The organism is Mesorhizobium sp. 8 (assembly GCF_006351905.1).
GTDB lineage: Bacteria > Pseudomonadota > Alphaproteobacteria > Rhizobiales > Rhizobiaceae > Mesorhizobium > Mesorhizobium composti.
The window spans coordinates 4,346,671-4,369,022 of sequence record NZ_CP040914.1 but is presented as its reverse complement, the minus strand read 5'-3'; the positions used below and the strand labels follow the sequence as shown (position 1 = coordinate 4,369,022).

At 61.3% G+C, this 22,352-nt stretch carries 21 protein-coding genes, 1 pseudogene and 1 riboswitch; of the genes and pseudogenes, 18 read left to right on the top strand and 4 right to left on the bottom strand.

Features of this window, described 5'->3' with window-relative positions; all coding sequences use genetic code 11:
- Nucleotides 1–156: 156 nt before the first annotated feature.
- Complete coding sequence (locus tag FGU64_RS20960) at nt 157–630, bottom strand: hypothetical protein (protein ID WP_139954888.1); 474 nt, start codon at nt 628–630, stop codon at nt 157–159.
- Here FGU64_RS20960 and FGU64_RS20955 point away from each other — a divergent pair.
- The 5 genes from FGU64_RS20955 to FGU64_RS20935 all read left to right on the top strand — a co-directional run bounded on the left by FGU64_RS20955 (nt 629) and on the right by FGU64_RS20935 (nt 5,606).
- On the top strand, nt 629–2,158 hold the full coding sequence (locus FGU64_RS20955; RefSeq protein WP_139954887.1) for a winged helix-turn-helix domain-containing protein: 1,530 nt from the start codon (nt 629–631) through the stop codon (nt 2,156–2,158). The two genes, FGU64_RS20960 and FGU64_RS20955, sit on opposite strands and share 2 nt — an antisense overlap.
- A 141-nt stretch (nt 2,159–2,299) precedes the next feature.
- A riboswitch (TPP riboswitch) is annotated at nt 2,300–2,412 on the top strand.
- A complete protein-coding gene (locus FGU64_RS20950; protein ID WP_139954886.1) occupies nt 2,403–3,011 on the top strand; it encodes a YkoF family thiamine/hydroxymethylpyrimidine-binding protein in 609 nt (202 codons plus the stop codon). (Overlaps the previous riboswitch by 10 nt.)
- 32 nt (nt 3,012–3,043) lie before the next feature.
- The gene (locus FGU64_RS20945; RefSeq protein WP_139954885.1) at nt 3,044–3,823 is read left to right on the top strand and encodes an ABC transporter permease; all 780 of its coding nucleotides are present in this window, start codon (nt 3,044–3,046) and stop codon (nt 3,821–3,823) included.
- On the top strand, nt 3,820–4,566 hold the full coding sequence (locus tag FGU64_RS20940; RefSeq protein ID WP_139954884.1) for an ABC transporter ATP-binding protein: 747 nt from the start codon (nt 3,820–3,822) through the stop codon (nt 4,564–4,566). Before FGU64_RS20945 ends, FGU64_RS20940 begins: the two co-directional genes overlap by 4 nt.
- 20 nt (nt 4,567–4,586) lie before the next feature.
- A complete protein-coding gene (locus FGU64_RS20935) occupies nt 4,587–5,606 on the top strand; it encodes an ABC transporter substrate-binding protein (RefSeq protein ID WP_139954883.1) in 1,020 nt (339 codons plus the stop codon).
- A 295-nt stretch (nt 5,607–5,901) separates the two neighbouring features.
- On the opposite strand, the gene FGU64_RS20930 is transcribed toward FGU64_RS20935, so the two are convergent.
- Entirely contained in the window at nt 5,902–6,798 is an 897-nt protein-coding gene (locus FGU64_RS20930; RefSeq protein ID WP_139954882.1) for a LysR family transcriptional regulator, read from the bottom strand.
- 268 nt (nt 6,799–7,066) lie between these two features.
- Here FGU64_RS20930 and FGU64_RS20925 point away from each other — a divergent pair, with 268 nt between their 5' ends.
- The 4 genes from FGU64_RS20925 (at nt 7,067) to FGU64_RS23590 (ending at nt 10,129) form a co-directional block, all read left to right on the top strand.
- Nucleotides 7,067–7,801, top strand: a complete 735-nt coding sequence (locus FGU64_RS20925; protein WP_139954881.1) for an SDR family oxidoreductase — start codon at nt 7,067–7,069, stop codon at nt 7,799–7,801.
- A gap of 70 nt (nt 7,802–7,871) precedes the next feature.
- A complete protein-coding gene (locus tag FGU64_RS20920; protein WP_139954880.1) occupies nt 7,872–8,474 on the top strand; it encodes an NADPH-dependent F420 reductase in 603 nt (200 codons plus the stop codon).
- 558 nt (nt 8,475–9,032) lie between these two features.
- A complete protein-coding gene (locus FGU64_RS23595; RefSeq protein ID WP_246671174.1) occupies nt 9,033–9,461 on the top strand; it encodes an NAD-dependent epimerase/dehydratase family protein in 429 nt (142 codons plus the stop codon).
- 47 nt (nt 9,462–9,508) lie between these two features.
- Nucleotides 9,509–10,129: an NAD(P)-binding domain-containing protein gene (locus FGU64_RS23590; protein ID WP_139954879.1), complete on the top strand. Its 621-nt coding sequence runs from the start codon at nt 9,509–9,511 to the stop codon at nt 10,127–10,129.
- Between the two features lie 583 nt (nt 10,130–10,712).
- Here FGU64_RS23590 and FGU64_RS20905 read toward each other — a convergent pair.
- The gene (locus FGU64_RS20905) at nt 10,713–11,189 is read right to left on the bottom strand and encodes a MarR family transcriptional regulator (protein WP_210239044.1); all 477 of its coding nucleotides are present in this window, start codon (nt 11,187–11,189) and stop codon (nt 10,713–10,715) included.
- Between the two features lie 118 nt (nt 11,190–11,307).
- Between FGU64_RS20905 and FGU64_RS20900 the strand changes: the two genes are divergently transcribed.
- The 3 genes from FGU64_RS20900 (at nt 11,308) to FGU64_RS20890 (ending at nt 14,367) form a co-directional block, all read left to right on the top strand.
- Nucleotides 11,308–12,177 (top strand): NAD(P)H-binding protein, encoded by an 870-nt coding sequence (locus FGU64_RS20900; RefSeq protein ID WP_139954878.1) that lies wholly within the window; start codon nt 11,308–11,310, stop codon nt 12,175–12,177.
- Nucleotides 12,178–12,356: 179 nt separating this feature from the next.
- Nucleotides 12,357–13,115 (top strand): alpha/beta hydrolase, encoded by a 759-nt coding sequence (locus FGU64_RS20895; protein ID WP_139954877.1) that lies wholly within the window; start codon nt 12,357–12,359, stop codon nt 13,113–13,115.
- A gap of 238 nt (nt 13,116–13,353) precedes the next feature.
- Complete coding sequence (locus FGU64_RS20890) at nt 13,354–14,367, top strand: NAD(P)-dependent alcohol dehydrogenase (RefSeq protein WP_139954876.1); 1,014 nt, start codon at nt 13,354–13,356, stop codon at nt 14,365–14,367.
- 138 nt (nt 14,368–14,505) lie between these two features.
- Here the strand turns inward: FGU64_RS20890 and FGU64_RS20885 are convergent, their stop codons facing one another.
- Nucleotides 14,506–15,429 (bottom strand): AraC family transcriptional regulator, encoded by a 924-nt coding sequence (locus FGU64_RS20885; RefSeq protein ID WP_180375580.1) that lies wholly within the window; start codon nt 15,427–15,429, stop codon nt 14,506–14,508.
- Between the two features lie 172 nt (nt 15,430–15,601).
- Here FGU64_RS20885 and FGU64_RS20880 point away from each other — a divergent pair, with 172 nt between their 5' ends.
- The 6 genes and pseudogenes from FGU64_RS20880 (at nt 15,602) to FGU64_RS20850 (ending at nt 21,972) form a co-directional block, all read left to right on the top strand.
- Nucleotides 15,602–16,024 carry a nuclear transport factor 2 family protein gene (locus tag FGU64_RS20880; protein ID WP_139954874.1) on the top strand — a complete coding sequence of 141 codons (423 nt, stop codon included), beginning with the start codon at nt 15,602–15,604 and terminating at the stop codon, nt 16,022–16,024.
- Nucleotides 16,025–16,230: 206 nt separating this feature from the next.
- The gene (locus tag FGU64_RS20875) at nt 16,231–17,034 is read left to right on the top strand and encodes a LysR family transcriptional regulator (protein ID WP_246671173.1); all 804 of its coding nucleotides are present in this window, start codon (nt 16,231–16,233) and stop codon (nt 17,032–17,034) included.
- A gap of 360 nt (nt 17,035–17,394) precedes the next feature.
- Nucleotides 17,395–18,027 carry a glutathione S-transferase gene (locus FGU64_RS20865; protein ID WP_139954872.1) on the top strand — a complete coding sequence of 211 codons (633 nt, stop codon included), beginning with the start codon at nt 17,395–17,397 and terminating at the stop codon, nt 18,025–18,027.
- Nucleotides 18,028–18,209: 182 nt separating this feature from the next.
- Nucleotides 18,210–18,521 (top strand): annotated as a pseudogene (locus tag FGU64_RS20860) (N-6 DNA methylase); the annotation flags it as partial.
- A gap of 335 nt (nt 18,522–18,856) precedes the next feature.
- Nucleotides 18,857–20,128, top strand: coding sequence for an SIR2 family protein (locus tag FGU64_RS20855; RefSeq protein WP_139954871.1), 1,272 nt, complete (start codon nt 18,857–18,859; stop codon nt 20,126–20,128).
- Nucleotides 20,125–21,972: an ATP-binding protein gene (locus tag FGU64_RS20850; RefSeq protein ID WP_139954870.1), complete on the top strand. Its 1,848-nt coding sequence runs from the start codon at nt 20,125–20,127 to the stop codon at nt 21,970–21,972. The genes FGU64_RS20855 and FGU64_RS20850 overlap by 4 nt, the downstream gene beginning before the upstream one ends.
- Nucleotides 21,973–22,352 lie beyond the last annotated feature (380 nt).

Below are 22,352 nucleotides of genomic sequence, written 5' to 3'. Positions count from 1 at the left end.
CCGATTTTGTTCTCCGAACACAGGTAAAGTGGCCTCCCATCAGGTCGATTGATCAAATGTCTGTTTACGTCATCAGACAGCCCGCGAGAATCGGTGGGCAGGCGGCGACCCGTCACGGCAGGCGGCGATTCCATAGTCCTCGCCGCATTTGAAACCTCACTCGCGCGCGAGCACAAATGACCAAAAGCCATCTCCCTGCACTGCGAGCAGCGGCAGGTACCCGATCGTGTCCTTCTCCGCTTCGCCGGTTACGGGGCCGAAATTGCGGGCCGGGCCGATGAAAGCGATCGGATGATCACTTTCATCAGGCTTCACCAGATAGGCGAACGTCTCGTCCTCGGGGTCCGCCGCACGATCCCCGATGTATGTAGGGCCGACCATCGAGGAATCGGCTGCGGCAGCGCCGCAAAGCGCGGTCACGCCGGCAAGCACGCTCGTCGCCAATGTTAGCTTTGCCATATGATTAACTCCCCTGGTGCTTTGCCAAGCTTTGGCCAGGTCCCGTTTAGGCTGGCCCGAGGTGGAGAGCATCGGCGATTTCGCGGCGGCAATCCTGAAGACGCTCCGAACAGATTCCAAAATTTTTCCGAAAGCCACAAAATTTCGTCCGAAGGTCGTATGATAGGCCATGGCGCCTCAGCGCTTCGCATTCGGCCCCTTCGTGCTCGACGCTGGCAGCAGCGCACTCTTCGAGAACGGCCTTCCTGTTGCGATGGGAAGCAAACTCTTCGCGCTGCTGCAGGCTCTGGTGGAGGCGCGCGGTCAGGTGGTGCCCAAGGCGGTTTTGATGGATGCCGCCTGGCCAGATACCAATGTTGAAGAAAGCAACCTGACGGTTCAGATCGCCACACTCCGGAGACGGCTTCGGGTCTCGCCGGACGGGGAAGAGTGGATCGCGACTTTCCCACGGGTGGGCTATCGTTTCGCAGGCCCGCTCACCATCCAGGAGCGCGAGGCTCCCATCATCGACGCCGGCCGGGCGCTCGAAGCGGACCCCTCCCTCGCAGTCTTGCCCTTTTCGTATATGAGCCTCGATCCGGAGCAGGCGCATTTCGCCGACGGTCTGGTGGAGGATCTGATCGCCGACCTGTCGAAGGTGCCTGGCCTCCTTGTGATCGCGAGCCATTCATCGTTCGCTTTCAAGTCAAGGTCCGCCGATACGCAATCGATCGCGAAGGAACTCGGCGCCCGCCATGTCGTCGAGGGAAGCGTGCGCCGCGTCGCAGGCCAGGTCAGAATTGGGGTTCGCCTCACCGAGGCGACGATGAACAGATGCCTTTGGGCCGAGCACTTCGATGGCGATCTGGCCGACGTCTTTGGTCTGCAGGATCTGGTCGTACGCAAGGTCGTCGCGGCCTTGTCTGACGTGCTGCCGCTTGGACCGGTGCTCGATGATACGCCCCGGCGCCGGACGACGATCGAAGCGTATGACTTCCTCGTTCGCGGGCGCGTTCTTGTCATGCACTCACCCGCGGGGAACGATCTCGCTCGTACTTTCCTTGCCAAGGCCATTGAGCTCGATCCGGATCTGGCGGAGGCCTATGCATGGCTGGCCGTCTCGTACTACAGCGCGGCGATCCAGTACGGGGAGGACTTCGACGCGAACCAGGCCCTGGGGCTCGCTTGCGCCCAGAAAACCATGTCGCTCGATATGAACGATCCCATGGCGCATAGCGTGCTTGGGTATGCCCGGCTCTGCGAGGGCAAACTCGATGAGGCGGAAGCCGCATTACAAACGGCGCTGCGGATCAACCCGAACCATGCCGATACGATGGTGAACATGGCGGGCTTGAGGGTCCTGCAAGGCCAGCCTCACGATGCCGTCGAACTGGCCGAGAATGCTCTCCGGCTCAACCCCTTTCCGCCGGGTTGGTACTATTGGGACCTTGGCTTCGCATACTATGCCGCCGGCCACTATGCCGAGGCGGTCGGGGTTCTCTGCAAGGAGGAGGTCGGCCGGCTACCGGCAAAGCGCATCCTTGCCGCGAGCCTGGCGCAACTCGGTCGGCTCAAAGAAGCTCACGAGGAAGCCAGCCGGTTCCTGGAGATTAATCCAGGCTTTCTCGGATCGCGTTGGGCAGCTATGCAGCATTTTAGGCGCGATGAGGACCGGCAACATTTCCTCGACGGCTATATCAAGGCGGGTTTGCCGCTTTAGCGGCTGCTATATCTCCTCCGGCGTGAAGTCGGAATTAATCTAACCGCTCTACAAGCGATTGTTGCGTTCTTCCATCGCCGCTGCCTCCCGAGGGTAATTACATAGACGCCTTGCGCCGTCGCCAAATTTGTGTTGAGTACCGCCTCACCACAGGGGTGCTCCGTATTGCCGGGGCTGAGACCGCAGCGCCATGCCGCGAAACCCTCAAGCTGATCTGGATAATACCAGCGGAGCAAGGCGGATCATGTTTTCTGGCGCACAAGTCGCATTGTACCCGATGACGGACGATTTCGTCCGTGTCATCCTCGGCAGCCTGTCGGCACTCGATCCATACCGGGACCGCTTCCGGATCGAGACAGATGATCTTTCCACCCTTCTGGTCGGCCCGCCCGAACAGCTGTTTCCCGCCATGCGCGACCTCCACGTGGCCGCGTCCCAGCGCGGTGTGCATTGCGTACTGCACGCTACCGTGTCGCGAGGCTGCCCCGGCGAGCCGGATGATCCGATCTGCACGCCCATCCAGGGACTGGAGGCCACCACCCCGCTTGCCCAGCGGATCGATGCCGCGCTGGCCGCCGTGACAAACGCAACCGCAACAGGCCAGAAAGTCGGCGCACAGCTCTCGCTCTACCCGCTGGGCGCCGCCCACCATATGGACGAGATTTACGGCTGCATCGACTTCATGAAGCGCTCAGGCGTGTTCGGCCGGTCGAAGAATTTCTGCACCACGCTACGCGGCGATGCCGGTCCGGTATTCGCCACGCTCAGCGAGGCCTTTTTGCGCTTCGGCTCTCCCGAAGGCCATCTGGCGCTCGACCTCACCGTTTCGGCCAACAGCCCGACCGCCGTCTGAGCCTCGCGCTGTCCGCGCAAGGCGCCTGCACCATGTCCAAAACACTTTCCCTACTGGCCCGGACGGGGCCTGCCGCGATCGCCATCGCGTCGTTGCTGCTTGCTTGGCAGTTCTATGCCTATCTGTCCGGCATCAGTGCGACCACTTTGCCGTCTCCTATCCGGGTAGCCGAACAGGCATGGGTGAACCGCGCAGCACTGTGGGACAATACCTTGCCCACCATCCGCGCGACGTTGCTCGGCTTCGGCTGCTCGCTGGCGACGGCGTTTGTCCTGTCCATCCTGCTCGACTTCTCGCAAGCAATGCGGCGGGCGCTGTTTCCTGTCTTCATCGTTAGCCAGACGCTGCCGCTGGTCGCCATCGCGCCGCTCGTCGTGCTCTGGTTCGGCTTCGGGCTGATGCCGAAGATCATGCTGGTCGCGCTGGTGACCTTCTTTCCGATGCTGGTCGCGCTGGTGCAGGGCTACGAGTCGACGGAAAAGGAGATATCGATGCTGCTGCGCTCCATGGGCGCAGGGCGCTGGCGAAGTTTCCGGCTCGCTCGCCTTCCATCGGCAGCGCCCTTCTTCTTCGCCGGCCTGCGCATCTCCATCACCTACGCGGTCGTCGGTGCGATCTTCGCCGAATACGCCGGCGCGGCGCGCGGCCTGGGCATCTACATTCTCAACGCCAAGAACAATTTTCGGCCCGACCTCGTGCTCGCCGCGGTCGGCGTAAGCGCGACGCTGACCCTGCTCTTGTTCGCCGCCACGGTGCTCGTCCAACGTCTGGCCATGCCCTGGCTACGCCTGCAGCGGGAGCCGGCGCCATGACGCCGAAGCTCGAACTCAAAGATATCCGCAAGGCTTTCGGAACTACGCCTGTCCTTGACGGCATTTCGCTCGACGTACACGCAGGCGAGTTCGTGTCGATCCTCGGCCCGTCGGGTGCGGGCAAGTCTACCCTGTTCCAGATGCTGATTGGCGGCATCCGTGCCGACAGCGGCAGCATACGCTGCGAGGGCCAGCCGCTTGGTCCGGAAGTCGGCCGCTTCGCCTTCATGCCCCAGCGCGACGCCCTCATGCCGTGGCGGCGCATCCTCGACAACGTCACCCTCGGCCTCGAGGTGCAGGGCATGGGGCGCAAGCCTGCGCGGGAAAAGGTGCTGCCGCTCTTTCCGGAATTCGGGCTGGCAGGGTTCGAGAACCATTATCCGGCCCAGCTTTCCGGCGGCATGCGACAGCGCGCCGCCCTTCTGCGCACCGTGGTGCAGGAGCGGGACATGCTGCTCTTGGACGAACCGTTCGGCGCGCTCGATGCGCTTACCCGCACCAGCATGCAGCGCTGGCTGGAGGCCATGTGGCAGCGCCACTGCTGGACGGCGCTGCTGATAACGCACGACGTACGCGAGGCTGTCTTCCTGTCAGATCGCATTTACGTCCTGTCAGCACGTCCGGCTCGCGTCGTCCGCGAGTTTTCCGTTCCGCTGCCACGACCGCGCCACGCCGGCGCCACCGGTCTGCGGGACGCCAGCGTGGTGGAAGCCGCTGTGCTGGAAACGCTTCTCGAAGCCTGAACCATTGGAGCACCCGACCCATGACCACGATCAACCGCCGCGATGCACTCTTGCTCGGCCTCACCTCAGGCATGGCCTGCGCAACCCCCACCTGGGCAGAGGCCGGCCGCAAGAAAGTGACAGTTGCGCTCGACTGGACGCCCAACACCAACCATGTCGGCCTCTATGTCGCGCGCGACAAGGGCTTCTATGCCGAGGCAGGGTTGGATGTTGAGATCCTGCCCTATGCCGACACCGCATCGGGCACACTGGTCAGCAATTGGGTGGCCGATTTCGGCGTCAGCGGCGCGATCGGCTTCTTCACCCAGCGTGCAGCCGGGGCTGACCTCAAGGCCGTCTATGCCGTCGTGCAGACCGAAACAGGGCGTCTGGTGTTCAAGGCCGACAGAGCGGATATCCAGCGTCCGAGAGACCTTGACGGCAAGACCTATGGCGGCTTCGGCAGCGACTGGGAGAATGCGCTGATCGGTACGCTGATCCGCAACGGCGGCGGCGTGGGTAGGTTCGAAACGGTGACGCTGGGCACCTCAGCCTACGAAGCGCTTGCCAACGGCGCGGTGGATTTCACACTCGAGGTCTACACTTGGGAAGGGATCAAGGCCGAACTGGAAAACAAGCCGCAGCGCGCCTTCCGTTATGCAGATTACGGCGTGCCGGACCAGCACACGACATTCATCGTCTCGAGCGATGCTTACCTGTCCGAGCATCCGCAAAGAGCGGCGGCCTTCGGGCGGGCAACCCGTCACGGCTATGCCTTCGCGGCCGCCAATCCCGACGAGGCTGCGGCGTTGCTGGTGGAGGCCAACAAGGGCATGGTCACCAACCCCGCCTTCATCCGCGCTTCCATGAAGGCGCTGGTGGAGGGCAACTACCTTGCCCGCCCGGATGGGACCGTCGGCGAAATCGATCGCAGCAAGATCGAGGCGATGGGTGGATTCTTGTTTACGGCCGGTATCCTGCGCGACGCGACGGGAGATGCGCTGACGACCCGCCCCGATTTCGGCGACTACTTCTCGAATGAATATCTCGCCGGTGCATAACGAGACAGCTTGGGGGCCGTCTCCGGACGGTCCGGTCTTGGGGAAGGTTCCCCGGAAATCTGCCGCTCCGAATACGACCTCATTACCGCCGTCCGGGTTCCTCCGTCGCCGCCAAAACTTGACATTCGTTTGGCTCGCGACCGGCGGCAGAGCCGGGGCCAAAATCGGAACGACGGTTTTCAGGAACAACTTTGGATAAAGCGCTGTTAGAGCCCCTTCCACCGGGTGGTGCCTCCAGGGCTATCCTCTTACAGGCGCTCGTCAACTGCACGCATCGCCAGCGACCTGCTCCGCATCAGTCGCCCGATACAGACAGCCCTGCGAGAAGCGGCGCGTAGGCGGCGAGCCTGCGGGATACGAACTCGGTGAAGAGCCGCACGCGCTTGGTCTTGCGCGTCTCCCCCTGTGTGAGAAGCCAGAGCGTTCCATGCATGGGCAGGTCGGTGCCCGGCACCCTCACCAGCAAGGAGTCGGCATCTCCGACGAAGCATGGCAGTTTCGTCATTCCGATCCCTTGTTGCGCCGCTGCAATCTGTGTCTCGGCGTCCGGGGTCCTGAAAGGAACTGCTGTGGTGTGGACCTCTGCCTCGCGTGCCCAGTCCGGAATTCCATGATCATCTATGACGATCCATCGGATGGGATTCGCCGCGCCCGCACGCCACGCGGCTAGTCGATCACGAGACATGTAGACGCCGCTGAACAACTCAGGTCCCTTCAGCCCGTAAAGATTGAGCGGCAGGGTCTTGCGGTTGGCGACGATACGAATTGCGACATCAGCATCCCGGTTGGTGAGATTCGCTACCTCGCCCGACGACAAGATTTCCATCTCGATGTCCGGATGCAGACGCGCGAAGTCGGCGAGATCCGGCATGAGCAGGTGTGTGGCGAGGAACGGAGGAAGCGTCACCCGCAAAAGCCCGCGCGCACCCTGGTCGCGACCGAAGATGCGCGTCTCCAGCAAATGTGATGACGCCTCCATCTGCTCCGCAAATTCGAGGACCTCCTCGCCCGCAGAAGTCAGGCGGTAGCCAGAGGGCAGCTTTTCGAACATCTGCACGCCCAGCCGTTGCTCGAGCTGGGCGATGCGTCGCAGCACGGTCGAGTGATTCACCCCGAGGCGCTCGGCGGCGGCTCGGACCGAGCCTCCGCGTGCGGCAGCAAGAAAATAGCGGACGTCGTCCCAGTCGATCATGGTGCAACCTCGCACCGCACGGTGCTTCTTCCAAAGCTCATATCTAACACGCCGAAGGGCAATAAGGCGGTCATTATAGCATATGCCGACGAGCGCGGCTCGGTTTTTGGGAGATGGATAGGGATCGTCGCGGCTGGCGACAGTCGCCCGGCCGGATCGATTTCGCACCACCGATATGCGCGCTTGCGCACTCCACAACTAACGCCGGCGGACCCATTTCGAGGTTCTCGGGGACAAATGCTGTCCCGACACCACGAAAGGGAAAGTCATGGGAAAGCTTGAAGGTAAGGTTGCAGTCATCACAGGCGGCGCCACTGGCATCGGCCTTGCCGCGGCAAAGCGCTTCATTGAAGAGGGGGCCTTTGTCTTCATCTTCGGCCGCCGGCAGGAAGCGCTCGACACCGCTGTGGCCAATCTCGGCTCAAATGCCCGCGCGGTGAAAGGCTCGGTCTCCGATCCAGACGACCTCGACCGGCTGTACACGGCGGTGAAGGCCGAGCGCGGAACCCTCGACATCGTCTTCGCCAATGCCGGGGTGGGAAGCCAGCTTGCGCTCGGCCAGATCACCGCCGGGCACATCGACGTAACCTTCGACACCAATGTGAAGGGTACGATCTTCACGGTCCAGAAGGCGCTGCCCCTGATGGGCCAGGGCGGTTCGATCATCCTGACCGGATCGAGCGCCGGCACCACGGGCGCCCCGGCATTCAGCGCCTACAGCGCGAGCAAGGCGGCAGTACGCAACCTCGCGCGGACCTGGGCGGAGGATCTGAAGGGCACCGGCATCCGGGTAAACGTGATTTCGCCCGGCCCGACCGCGACCGAACTCGCGAAGGAAGCGCTGGGCGAGGAGGGTCAGAAGGTCTTTGCCTCAATGAATCCGCTCCAGCGGATGGCCGATCCGGCGGAGATCGGAGCGGTGGCCGCCTTTCTCGCCTCGTCGGACAGCAGCTTCATGACCGCCAGCGAAGTCGCCGTCGACGGCGGCCTGGCGCAACTCTGACACGCACGCCCGGCTCTCCATTCGATTGTTCGGAGCGCCGTAGGGCGTGATCAACCCAAGGAGAATATAGATGAGCTACGCAATCATCGGCTTCGGCCATATCGGCCAGGCTCTGGCCAAGGCGTTCGCCCGCAGGGGCATCGAAGTATCCGTTGCTACCACGCGCGACCCGGAAAGCTTTGCATCCGCTGCAAGCGCGATCGGACCCACAATCCTTCCCAAAACACTGGCTGACGCCGTCAAAGCGGACATCGTCTTTCTGGCCGTCCGTTTCGAACAGCACCCGGATGTCGCGAAGGCGCTTTCCAACTGGCAGGGCAAGACCATCGTCGATGTGACCAATGCCTACGGCGTGCCCCCTGAGGAACTGGGAGGACAGCCTTCTTCCCGGTTCGTCGCTCAGGCCTTCTCTGGTGCAAAACTGGTCAAGGGCTTCAACCATTTGGTCGCCGCGGTCCTTGCCCAGGATCCGGCCGTACATGGTGGCAGGAGGGTCGTGTTCCTGGCGAGCGACGATGATGGCGCCGCGGCGGAGATCAGTGCGCTCGCGGAAAATGTCGGTTTCGCGCCGATCAAACTTGGCGGGCTTTCTGAAGGCGGGCTGCTTGTGCAGGCGCGTGGAAATAGCTGGGGTCAACTGATCTTCAAGGACCTGGTCAAGTTCGACGGCTGAGCACGCCCGCCCCCCGACTTCCCGCATCGCCCACAAGGAGCAGTACCATGCATGTTTTTGTCGCCGGGGGGACCGGCCATTCTGGTCCGTACATCATCTCCGAGCTCGTTGCCGCCGGCCACGAGGTCACCGCCCTGGCCCGCTCGGACGAGTCCGCAGCCAAGCTGACCGCGCTCGGCGCGAAGGCTCGGCACGGCAGCCTCGAGGATATCGACGGGCTCAAGGCGGCGGCCGCCGACTCCGACGGCGTCATTCACGTCGCGCACCGGCAGGACCTGCTTCCGTCCGGCGGCATCGACGCCGTGGCTGCAGCGGAGGCCCAGATCATGCTTGCCTACGGCGAGGTACTGGCGGGGACCGGAAAGCCGCTGGTCGTATCGGGAAGCATTGGTTCACCCGGTTGGGAAGGGCTGGGCCGGCCAGCCACAGAGGACGATCCGGCCCTTCCAGCGGGCGACACATATAAGGGCACGCTGCGGGTTCGCAACATCGTGGAAACCACTGCGGTCGGCCTCGCTGAGCGGGGCGTACGGTCTTCGATTGTGCGGATCTCCCATCGTGCACAGCACGACCGACAATGCCGGCTTCCTTCCGCTGCTGATCAGGCTCGCGAAGGAGAAGGGCGTCATCGGCTATCCCGGAGACGGCGCAAACCGTTGGTCAGCCGTGCACGCTCGCGATCTCGCCGCCTTGTTTCGCCTGGCGCTGGAGAAGGCCCCAGCCGGCAAAAATTGGCACGCGGTCGGCGACGAGGGTATCCCGTTCCGCGAAATCGCCGAGGCTATTGGCGGCCGCCTCGGCCTGCCCGCCGTGCCCATTCCCGCCGACGTCCTGATGCTGCCGGGATACTTCGGGTTCCTCGCGAATTTGGTCACGCTGGACGTTCCGGCATCCGGCCTCGTCACCCGCCAGACCCTCGGCTGGGAGCCCGCTCAGCCGGGTCTGATCGCCGACATGGAAAACGGCCACTACTTCCCGGCCGGCTGATCCTGGTCAAGGCCACAAGTAGCATTCCAAACATCAGGAGATCGAACATGAGCACTATCAGCATCGTCGGCGCAGGAACCATGGCCACGGCGATCGCCGGCCGTATCGCCAAGGCCGGGCATATCGTCGAGGTGGTCACCCGCGACCCCGCCAAGGCGCGGGCGCTGGCCGACAAGCTCGGGTCCGGCGCGACCACGGGGACGTACGGCGCCGCGCCTGCGGGCGACATCGTCATCCTCGCCGTGCCTTACTCCGGCGCGGCGGCCGCGGTGGCCGACTTTGGGGACGCGCTCGACGGCAAGGTGATTGTCGACATCGCCAACCCGGTTGCCCCCGACCTCTCGGGCCTCGTCACGCCCCACGACAGTTCCGGTGCGCAGGAGACAGCCAAAGGCCTCCCCGCCGGCGCGCATGTCGTGAAGGCGTTCAACACGATCTTCGGTCATGTCCTCGCCAAGGGCGGACGGCTCGACGCATTCATCGCAGCCGACGATGCGGAGGCGAAGGCGCGCGTCTCTGCCTTCCTCGAAAGCCTCGGGCTGCGTCCGCTCGACGTCGGCGGCCTGCACATGGCCCACACGCTCGAGGCGCTCGGCCTGATGATGATCGGCCTGGCCAAGAACGGCGCCGGCACCTGGGACTTCGCCATGAACGTCGAGATCGACTGAATCGCCGCCGCACCTCCTCAACGGGAGACCCGCAACACCAATGGGAGCGTCACGAGTGGCCGGTTGGGGGCCGACACCGGACTGTCCGGTTCTGGAGATCACCAGGCGGCAAGCTGCCGTTCTGCAGCCGACCTTAATTTCGGTCGTTCCTGATCATTGATCGCTTCCCGAAAGCAGCCGCTTCCACGGGTCGGAAGTCCCATTTCCAGAAACTAGTAATTTTGTTCGGAAATTACTACTTTGCCGCGTGGGGTTTTGAGGCAGGGCGGCAATGAAGCATTTTTTGCATACCCATCGTCTGAGCGTGTGAGGCCGCCGGACCATCCGGGCTCGGCTATGGACAAGGACAGCGCGGATGGGAGGAATTCATCGGTGCAGGATGAAATTGTTCCAGAGAAATACCGATCGGTCGCTGGCCCAGGGCGGCCGCCACCCATCTCGTTCGGATCTATTTCATAGATCGAGCAGATGGCCCGCGCCCCTCGCTTCGAGGAACTACTGGATGTCACGAAACAACAGCACGATTTGCCTTCGGCCGCTCAACCTTTCTCGCGTTAGATCAACACGTCATGTGGAGCGGTCGCTATTCGTGATCGTCTATCTCGTGGCGGGGCGCGAGAATATCGCTCCCAGCGACAAGTAATTTCTCGAGGCTGCGCACAAGAGCTTTCATCTCGGCGCTTGAAAGGGCCGTGGTCAATCTTTCTTCAACTTGCAATCGAGTCTCCTCTACAGGCCTTTGAAGCGCGCGCCCCTTTTCACTCAACCAAAGGCGGACCAGACGGTTGTCTCGATCATCGGCGCGCCGTTCGAGCAAACCCGATTTCTCGAGCACCGTAGCGCCTTTAGTAATTGCGGGAGTGGTGACACGAAGTGCGACAGCGATTTCGCCAGGAGTCTGGCCATCGCGCCTCCAAAGCGCCGCTAGCAAGTGATCCTGCCCCAATCGAAGGCCATGGTCGCGTAGCGCCGCGTCAGTGACAGCCCGGACAACCTTCGAGGTGTTGCCGAAGAGGTCTAGCAGTTCAGGCATTAAATTCTCCAACGCAAATGCTTTCAATTCTTGTTCATGTGCTCGGAAACTTCCGGACGGTGCCCGCCGAACGCTTGACATGCATATCATTTACCGGTTAACGTTAACCGGTAAATGATTATCCCGCCAGACAAGTGACAATGCAATGATCGTAGTAACCGGAGCAACAGGCCACGTCGGCACCGAACTCGTTTGTCAGCTGGTCGAGCGTGGCGAAAACGTACGGGCACTCGTTCGCGACGCCTCCAAAGCGACGAGACTCCCGGCGGCTGCCGACGTGGCTGTCGGCGAATTGGAGGATCTGTCCTCCTTATCCAAAGCCTATCAAGGCGCAGACAGACTTTTCCTGTTGGTGCCAGGCATTGAGCACAAGGCGGCGAAAACGGCGCTGCTGGCTGCCAAGGAAACGGGAATAAGACGCATTGTCTATCTTTCGAGTTATGCTGTTGCGATTACACCCCTGCCTCCTATGGGCCGTTGGCATCACGAACGCGAACAACTCATTCATGCATCGGGGATTCCGGCGACTTTTCTTCGCCCCGGTGGGTTCACGACCAATACGTTCGACTGGATGCAGACCTTGCGCGAGTCCGGCTACGTACTCGATCCCACTGGGCCGGGACGTGCCGCACTGATCGACCCGGCCGATATTGCCGCCGTCGCTACCGTGGCGCTCACCGAAGATGGCCATGCCGGCAAAGCCTATACGTTGACTGGCCGCGAAGCGCTTACCGTTGCGGAGCAGGTAGCTATTATCTCGGCAGTTATCGGCAGAGAGATCACCATTCGAGATGTCGCCTCACCCGAGGAAGTCGTGAGGTTTCGCTATCCGAACGGTGCCCCTCCTTCGCTCGCCGCTGCCTTGGTCGAAGGTTTGAGATCAATGCGATCCGATACGAAGGGCTTGATAACTACCACTGTCCAGGACTTGATAAGCAGGCCGCCTCGCTCATTCCGTAGTTGGTGCGAAGCAAACGCTGACGCCTTTCGCCGTGTTGTTGACGGAGAGAGCTAGTCTGGAACCGCGATACTTCTGGCAGCCCGAACGTCCCTCAGCGGTGTCACCTCCCCAAGCGGATTGCGCGCGTCAGCTGTACACGACCGCGGCGGCTGGCGGCCGTCGGTTACCGCGTGGATCCCGAGTTGGTTTTAGATAGCTCGGCCTCGAATGACACTAAATAATGGACTTTGGCGATGGCTTTTTCAAATGCTCCGATTGTTCTTGTGCATGGCCTGTTCGGAAGTTTGGCAGATCCGAAGATAGTGGGCGCATTTGGCGATACCGACGTTTATGCGCCTGACTTGATCGGCTATGGGCAATATCAGGACAGTGATGTTGAACATCTAACGCTGAATGATCAGGCAGGTCATGTCGCAGCATATATCAGGCGCCTTGGGGACCAGAAGGTCCATCTCGTCGGCCATTCCGTTGGCGGCGCTGTGTCTGCGTTGGTTTGCGTGCTTTGCCCCGAGCTTGTCGCATCCTTCACCAGTGTAGAGGGCAATTTCACGCTGAAGGATGCTTTCTGGTGCGGGCAGATTGCCGGAAAGCAGGTATCCGAAGTCGCCTCGATCATAGATGGCTACAAGGCTGATCCTGATGCCTGGATCGCTGCTGCCGGGGTCCCGATCACCCCGTGGACCTCCGCGCTTGCAAGAGACCTGCTCTCCAATCAGCCGGCGTCTACCATCAAGGCGCAGGCCAAGGCTGTCGTTGCCGCCACCGGCCGCGACGAATATCTCGCTGGCATTCGTAGCCTGGTGGCGTCGCCGACGCCGGTTTACCTGATTGCCGGCGCGCGTTCGGCGGCGGGGTGGGACGTTCCGGATTGGGCGAACACCGCCTGCACCATGCGGATAAATATTCCAGATACCGGCCACCTGATGATGGCGGAAGACGCCACCTTATTTGCCAGGTCGGTGCTGGCCTGCCTGAATTATCAGCAAGGCTGAGCTCCAATTTCCCTGCGTCGATCATGCCCTCCTTCGATTGGGAGTTTCACGAGTTCGAGAACCTGCGGCCCAAGCTCAAGGGCCGCCGCCGGCTGCGAGCGTCAAGAGCAAAGAGGATGATCGTTTGCAGATCCATAAACATGCTGCTCTAGCATAATTATTTTGCATATTATGAATTTGAATACTGTCGCTGGCAGGCCCATTCTCGTGGCATCTGAACAACAGGAGATGCCTCTTCATGAAAGTCATGGTTCTTCAGGACGGTCACGGCGCCGACAGGCTTCGCATCGTCGAACGTCCCATACCCACGCCGCGTCGTCAGGAAATTCTGATTCGGATGAAGGCCACGGCCTTGAACTATCGCGACGTGGAGATTGCCAACGGAACTTACCACACCGCCTTCGACTTCCCCCTCGTTCCGCTGTCGGACGGCGTCGGCGAGGTCGTGGCAATCGGTGAGGAGGTCACGCGCTTCAGGGTTGGCGATCGGGTTTGCAGCACGTTCTGGCAACGCTGGATCGGCGGCTCCTTTCGCATGGCGGAGCCGGCTTATCAGCTTGGAGGTCCGATTGGCGGCCTGCTCGCCGAATATGCAGTGCTCGATGAGCAAGCGGCGGTTTTGGCGCCCAGAAACCTGACTGACGTCGAGGCAGCCACCCTGCCGTGTGCCGCGGTTACAGCGTGGCACGCGCTCGTCACGGAAGGGGGCATCAAGGCTGGGGAAACGGTGCTGGCCCAGGGAACTGGCGGTGTCTCGCTTTTCGGTCTGCAATTTGCTCGTGCAAGCGGCGCAAGGGTCATCGTCACGTCCAGCAGCGACGAGAAACTGGAACGCGCCCGGGAGCTCGGGGCCTTCGCAGGCATCAACTACCGACGGAACCCCCAATGGTCCGATGCCGTGCTCGAGATTACGGAGGGCCGCGGGGTCGACCATGTAATAGAGGTCGGTGGCCCGCAGAGTTTCGCCCAATCGCTCAAGGCTTCCTCTCGGCGCGGCCAGATTAATGTTATCGGTTATCTCGGCGGCAAGGAGGGAGCAATCAACCCCCTCGAAATATTCACCAGACAGGTTCAGGTTCGCGGCATTCCCGTCGGTTCACGCGAATCGTTCGAGGCTATGAACCGTGCTATTGAGGCGCAGAATCTGAAGCCTGTCATCGAGCGTACATTCTCTTGGCTCGATGCTGCCAAGGCATTCCGTTTCCTTGAGGAAGGAGAGCATTTTGGCAAGCTGGGGCTGGTTCACAGCTAGGGGACAGCCGCGGCCCAACGAGCCGCCGATACCAGGCTTAGCGACAGCTTCCGCCACCGGAACTAAACACCTTGGGAATTCCGGCCCCAGGCGATCCGATGACGGGGGGAGCACCTCACACAATCCGGTGGCGGCGTATCAATCGGTCGGAAGGTAGGGGGCATTGCGGTAGAGGCCAGGCGATCTGCCTGTCGCACGTTTGAACGCTTGAGAGAACGACGGCAACGATTCATAGCCAACGGCGCGTCCGATCTCGCCAATGGTCTGGTCAGTTTCCCGTAAAGCCTTTGCGGCAAGGTTCATGCGCCAGCGGGTAAGATAGGACAGCGGTGGTTCGCCAACGAGTCGGGTGAAGCGGCGCGCGAATGTGGCCCGAGACTGTGCGGCGCTGTCGGCGAGGGAGACGATAGTCCACCTTTCAGCAGGGCGCTCATGGATGAGACGCAAGGCTCGTGCGATACCCCTGTCGCGCAGGGCCCCAAACCATCCTCCCGCCCCGAGTGGTTGATGTTCGATCCATGCGCGCAACAGGTAGATCAACAGGCCGTCGAGAAGGCGCGGAGCCACAATGTCGTGACCCGTCAGATTGCCGTCAGCTTCCAGCCGCAAAAGCTCCATCGCGAGCCGCAACGATTCGTTGGCGACAATCTGCTCGCGACTTAGATGGATAAGCGGTGGAAGCAACGGAATGATCGGATGTGGCCCGTTGCCGCCAAGGGAATATTTCGCGCAAAGAAGAGTAGTCGCGCTGCCGCGGTGCTTCGATTCCGATTCGTTGTGATTCGCTGCGAGTACGGTAGACATTGATGCCGTCGGTGCATCTGCGGGGTCGCTGATCGTATGTCCGACGCCGCTTGCGACAAGGATTACATCTCCCTCACCAATGCGAACTGGTTCCTTTTCGCCATTCAAACGCAGCCAGCATTCGCCCCGCCTTATGACATGGATGGCGGCATTCCGCGTTGGATCGACCGAAATCCCCCACGGCCGACGGAGCGTGGCGCTGCCAATCATTGCACCACCAAATCTCAGCGTTGCGAGCACTTCTGACAACACGTCCATGAGAGCCATTCTCCCAGATGGAAGCAGTCCACACAATGAGAGGATCGGATAACAATTTGATGGTTTGGAGCATCGACCATCTCAATCCTGCGGCCGACTATGTTGGGGTAGCTCGCACGCTCGACCCCGCTGTTCACGACGGGCTCAGCAACGCCAATCAAAGGAGTCAACTATGCCTGTTCATCCGTCGGGGTCGTCGCCTGCCGCCGTTCAAAAATCGACCCTAGAGGCCAATAAGGAAATCGTCCTCGACTTCATCCGTAAGGCGGTAAACGAAGGAGATATCGAAGCAGCTTCGGTGCATTTTGGCGAGCAATATATTCAACACAATCCGAACATTGCGGATGGTGCAGATGGCTTCAAAGCTTATGTGCAGCAGCTCAGAGCTTCGTTTCCTTTCGTAAGAGGAGAGGTGAAGAGGATTTTTGCTGAAGGGGACTTCGTCATGGTGCATATGCATGCGAAGCGGGAACCGGCAGAGGAGGGCCTCGCCATTGTCGACATCTTCCGACTGGATGCGGGCAGACTTGTCGAACATTGGGAGGTGCGGCAGCCCATCGAGCAAAGCAAGTTGCACGCCAACAGCATGATCTAAAAGCAGACCCTCGAGTTCGATATCTGCCCATCACTTGCAGAGGGACGGCCGATCAGATGGCAGACTCGGGTATTCGTATTTTTCGGGTTTAGAGAGAATGGGCTTGCTCACGACGATACTTCGATTCATAAAGATAAAAACTTTTATGCGGGCCAGACATGTTTCAGGAACTGCGAACGTTCGTTCTCTTCGCAGAGGAACGGGCCATGCAGAAGGTCGCGCAGCGGCTTCCGCTGACGCAGCCTGCCGTCAGCCGTCAGATCCAGCGCCTTGAGCAGGCCCTCGGGACAAAACTTCTCGACCGCCGACAAAAACCGCCGATCCTGACGCCGATGGGATATGAGGTCGTCGCCCGCAGCCGAGAAATTCTCGACGCTTTCGAAAACCTGAAGTCCATTGCCGCAATTCCCGAACCCGAAGGTGTATTCCGCTTCGGCCTGGTTAATGGCCTTGCGCATGAGGAACTCGCAGAGAGTGTTGCCGCCGTCATCAGTCAATTCCCTCGTGTCTCCCTTCGCCTCAAATCCGGGTGGAGTGGCGAACTCGCAGAGCAGCATCGGTTAGGGCATCTCGACGCTGCGGTCATTCTATCCGACGGATCACGCTTTTATGACGCCGAGCAAATCGGTGAAGAGGAGGTGGTTTCGGTCGCCTCTCGCGATTTCGACGCCGGGCCGGAAAAGCAGGTCGGCTGGGTGCTGAGTCCCGAAGGATGTGACGTCCGGCAGCGCCTTACCCGCAGGCTGGCCAAGATGAACCTTCCCTTGGTGGTGTCGGCCGAAATCGAGCATGCGGGTCTGCAACTGGGAATGGTGCGTCAGGGTATGGGTTTGGGATTGATGCCGAAGCGTCTCATCAGCCGCAATCCGCCGGCCGGGGTCGTGGAAGTCGATGGCATTGGAGGAAGTTTGCACTTCGATGTACTGATGCTCCGGTCACCGCATATTAGCCCCTGCGCAAAGGTGGCGGACGCGCTGGCCGCTGAGATTCGCGCATTCCTTGCGGGCTAGGAGTATTCGCTCTGCTGCCGCGAAGGTGGCTTCAGAAACCGTCGCGCCTGCATCCAACCGTCTTGCGGCGACCACGCAGCACCGTGCGGGATCTACTGATCTCGAGCCGAAGGAGGGACCAGCTTTGCAGTTGTGGGGTCGCAAATATATTCCGTAATTGAACTAGTTCTGATCCGTTCGACGGCTTCATCGATCGCAAACAGAGGCGCGAGAAGCCATTCCTTGAGCACGATCGGTTGGGCGCGTGGGGCCTCTTCGCCCTCGCCCAATGAATTCTGCACTGCCGACGGCGAAGCGACTCACAGCGGTCCTGGCAGCCGTCCTCAACCGCGCATGCGCGCTGTAACTCGGAGACCGTTCGTGAAGCTTCTCTACCAGACCCACTCTCCCTATGCCCGCAAGGCACTCGTGTTCGTGCACGAAGCCGGCCTCGCCGATCGGATCGAGGTTCTCCATTGCGAGACCAGTCCGACGGTGAAGAATACCGAGGTGTTCGCACAGAACCCGCTCGGAAAGGTGCCGGTGTTGCTCCGGGACGACGGGCCTGCGCTGTTCGATTCGGATGTTATCTGCGCCTATCTCGACACTCTGCATGCGAACCGCCCACTCATCCCCGCTAAAGGCGAGGCGCGGTGGCGCGCGCTTCAGATCCAGGCGGCAGCCCAGGGCCTTGCCGATTCCGGTATCGCGCTGCGCTGGGAAACGGCGCGCCGGCCAGAGCATCTGCGCTATCCGCCGTTGGCGGACGGCTACACGCTTAAGCTCGTGGAGACGTACGACTGGCTTGAGGTTACCTGGGCACCGAGCGAGGAAATCGACGTCGGTCAGATCGCGCTGGCGACCACGCTCGACTGGCTGGTGTTCCGCGAACTTCCGGATTTCCGAACCGGTCGTCCCAAGCTCGCAATGTGGTTCGAAGCGTTCGCCGATCGAGCGTCGATGCGGGCGACGCCGCTGTTCGGCGAAACGCAGGATGCGGCGCCACCAGCGTGAGACTGGATGATCATTTCGACTTTACATCTGTGAAGGGCCTTCCGGGCACCTGATGCAAGCCCTGGATCAGATCATGCTAGATACCCTTGTGGAAGCCGCAACCATCGCAGCCTATGCACTGATCGACTATCCAAATTATCTCAATCCCGGCGCCGCCGCGATCGGTGGAGACGGATCGACTGCACGCAGCGCTTCTCGGTGTGCCGGCCGTCTTCGAGCAGCAAATGATCCATGATGAGCTGGAGCTCTACGAGAAGCTTCTTCTCGACACCGACGAAGAGGATCGGGTCCCGCGCAAGTGCCTCGAGCGCCTGAAGGAGGGCTCGCAGGAGTGTCTGGAGTCGCTCGCCACGCCCAAGGACGATCTTGTGACCATCGCCGAGATCGGCGTCGACCATGTCATCGTCGACGAGGCACAGGAGTTCAGGAAGCTCAGCTTCGCCACCAATATGTCGACGCTGAAGGGCGTCGACCCGAACGGCTCGCCGCGCGCCGGCACGCCGACCCCCATAATCACGGACACAAGCGATAAATGTCACCGAGGAGCCGGAAATCACCTGCCCTTCATTTCCAAGAACTCCGCATTTGGGAATCGATCACTAGAGCCCCATTGCCCGCAATCATAACGGGAAGTAGCCATCGGCAATAGCCTCGATGATTGGCAGCTTTCCAGCTTAGGTTGCCAGAAGCGGACAGACAGAAAGCCACCAATGATCGCCTTGGGCTCGTAAATTCAGTGGAGGTCAAAGCGGGCTGCACTTCCGCACTCCCCTGTGCGATAAATGATGCTAGGCTGCCCGCCTATAGGAATGATGTGGTTTGGGGGCGGATGACTTACTGGAATGGCAAGACAGCCGATGCTGCACATCTGCGCCTGTTTGTGTCTGGCGACGGCTGGCGGCTGTTCAAGGACAAGATGAGCGCCGACGGCGAGCGCATCGAGGAAGCGGGGACTCAGCGCGTCGTCGAAAGCGCGCTGCTCAATGTCCTCAACGCGACCAATGTCGTCGTGCTGACCGGCACCGGTTCGTCGTTCGCGGCGACCAACGACGCGGCCAAGCTGTCGCCGGCGGGCATGTCGGACGTCTGGGTAGCGGTGCAGGCGAAGGTCGGCGCACCAGCGTTCCAGGCGGTGTGTGATACCTTTGCCAGCGCGAAGATCGACGACAATATCGAGCGGCTGCTGACACTGTGCAAACTTTATCTGGAACTGCACGAGACCGCGGTCACCGACCCAACCTACATCCGGATCCATGATTTCGTGGAAGCGGCCGAACAGGCGATCCTTGCCCGCGTCGACTTTGTCGATCGCACCACCAACCTCGATGCCCATGCGGGATTGATCCAGAAAATCGGGCGCCGCGGCGTTCGCAAGGCACGGTCGAAGCTGTTTACGACCAACTACGACCTGTGCTTCGAGGAAGCGGCGCGGCGGCACCGGTTCACGATCATCGACGGCTTCTCGCACGGTCTCGATCAAGTCTATGACCGCAGCCATTTCGAGTTTGACATCGTGCGCCGCTCGGGCCAGCGCGACGCACCCGATTACATTGAGAATGTTTTCCACCTCTACAAGCTGCACGGCTCGCTCGATTGGCGTCGCCAGGCCGCCGACATCTACCGGTCGCGGGCTCCGGAAGGCAAGCCGGTGCTGATCTATCCGCGCTCGAGCAAGTATCAGGAGAGCTTCGAGGCGCCCTATCTCGACATGATCGGTGCGTTCCAGGCGGCGCTGCGCGAGCCCGACACGGCGCTGCTGATTTCGGGCTTCGGCTTCAATGACGACCATATCAGCCGGCCAATCCTGTCGGCGGTCGAGGCCAACATGTCGCTGCGACTGGTCATCTGCGATCCGGCATTCGTGCCGCCGGCCGAGCTGGATGCCGCGTCGCAGACGATGCTCGCCGTCGCCGATCCAAAGAACCCGTTCCTAGCCGCGTTCAAGCGCATGGTGGCCGGCGGCGATGCGCGTATCCATCTCATTAACGGCCGGTTCCAGGATTTGGTTTCCGCTCTTCCCGACCTGGTCGGCGAAACCGATCGCGAGCGGCACATGCAGCGTGTCAGAACGCTCCGGGACGCGGGGGCGCCGACGACGTGACCCGCATCAACCCGATCAATCCCGAACGCTATATCGGCACAATCACCCAAGCGACCGCCTCCTATGTCCATGTGAACCTGCCCAATGCAGCGGCGGTGCCAGAGCGTCGCGGTCTGTCGCTCGGCGCAGTCGGCGACTTTGTGTTCGTCGATTGCGAGCGGTTCCAGATTCTCGGCCGGATTGTCGAGACCAAGATTCCCGATGGCGAGCGGCTAACGGTCGAACCGTCACTCGGCAAATCCGCGGTCACCAATCCGATCGGCAAGATTCAACTGCTGGCGGCGGTCGAGCAACTCTCGAACAAGCTGAGGCGCGGCCTGCCCGATTTTCCGCGGATTGGCGACGGCGTGTATCTTGCCGAACCCAGTCAGCTGGCGACGCTGATCCGTAATGCGGTGGCCAATGAGGACGAGCTGACGCTCAGCATCGGGCGGATCGACGCTGCGGACGGCGTCGATGTCTGCCTGCCGCCCGAGAAGATCTTCGGCCGCCATTGCGGGGTGTTCGGCGCCACCGGCGGCGGCAAGAGCTGGACCGTCGCCACGCTGGTCCAGCAGTTGAAGAAGGCGGGCGGCCGGGCGATCGTGCTCGATCCGACCGGCGAGTTCGCCGACATGGGCAATGTCGACAAGGTTTTCGTGTTCGACGCACCCGCCGGGGCGGCCAGACGCGTCCATTTCCCCTATCGCCAGATCACCGAGGACGATCTGTTCTCGCTGTTCAGGCCGTCTGGCCAGAGTCAGGGGCCAAGGCTCAGGGAAGCGATCAAGAGCCTCAAGCTGGTCGCGGCCAGCGCCGCCGCGCCTCCAGCGGGTGTGTTCGTCAACAACGGCCTGGTCGAAAAGGCTGGACGACCGCGCGCGCCATATTTCAACGCGCTGCACGCGCATGCCGCGTATCTCCACGATCCGGCGTGCGACTTCGACATCACCAACCTTGCGGAGCAGGTGAAGAACGAATGCGTCTGGGCGAGCAGTCAGGGCAATGCCGCGGCGTTTGGCAACACCGACCAGAATTCGCTCGGATATTGTGAATCGCTGATTGCACGGATCAACACGCTGATCGGCTCACGCGAGCTCGAATGCATCTTCAAGACCAACGGCACGTCGCTGGTGACCGAGTTGCGCGCGTTCCTGGCCGACGACAGCCGCGACATCGCGGTGATCTCTTTCAAGGATGTGCGGTTCGAGCACAATACCCGCGAAATCCTGCTCAACGTCATCGGCCGGTTCCTGCTGGCCGAAGCGAGAGCCGGCGCGTTTCGCACGTCGCCGCTGGTTGTGTTTCTCGACGAGGCGCATCAGTTCCTCGGACGCTCGGTCGGCGACGAGCACAGCACAGTAAAGCTCGATTCCTTTGGGCTGATCGCCAAGGAAGGCCGCAAATACGGCCTGACCTGCGTCCTTGCCACGCAGCGGCCCAGGGACATTCCGCAGGACGTCATGAGCCAGTTGGGAACGCTGTTCGTGCACCGGCTCACCAACGATCAGGACCGCGAAACGGTCGAGCGCGCCTGCGGCGACCTCGATCGCGGCGCAGCGCAGTTCGTGCCGATGCTGGCGCCCGGCGAAGCAGTGGTGATCGGCCCCGATATCCCCGCCCCGGTGCCGCTGTTCATCCACCCGCCCAAATATCCGCCGGATTCGAAGGGACCGGAGTTCCAGAGCTTCTGGCGCGGACGCAGGGAGCGTGCAGCGGCGGCAGTAGCAGCCGCTGTGCCGGCAGTTCCCGTCCCACCGGTTCCGCCGCCGCCGACCCAAGCTGTCGTTATTCCACCTCCGCCGCCGATCCAGCCGACAAACCCGCAATTTGCGGATGATTTCGACGACAAGGTGCCATTCTAAAAATTTGGCTCGGGACTATCGTGCTATCACCATGGCCTGCATGCGCGGGCACAGCCGATCCAACGCCCCCGCGCAATCGGAACCGAGTTCAACCTTAAGGTACATGACTATGACACTCGGCATGGCTTGGTTACGCACGGTTGGACACGTTCGCGAGCTGGTCATCGCATCGGATAGCCGATTGTCGGGGGCCAATACTGGGACGCAAATCCCAAGATAATGCTTCTTCCGCGTTCGGACTCGGTACTGTCATTCGCGGGCAACACATCCGATGCCTATCCGCTAATGCTCCAAGCATACAATTCAATCAGAATGCATCCTCCCGCATCGAGCCGGGCTCTCGATCTTGAAGAGCTTAAGGGCCATCTGATCCGAATGTT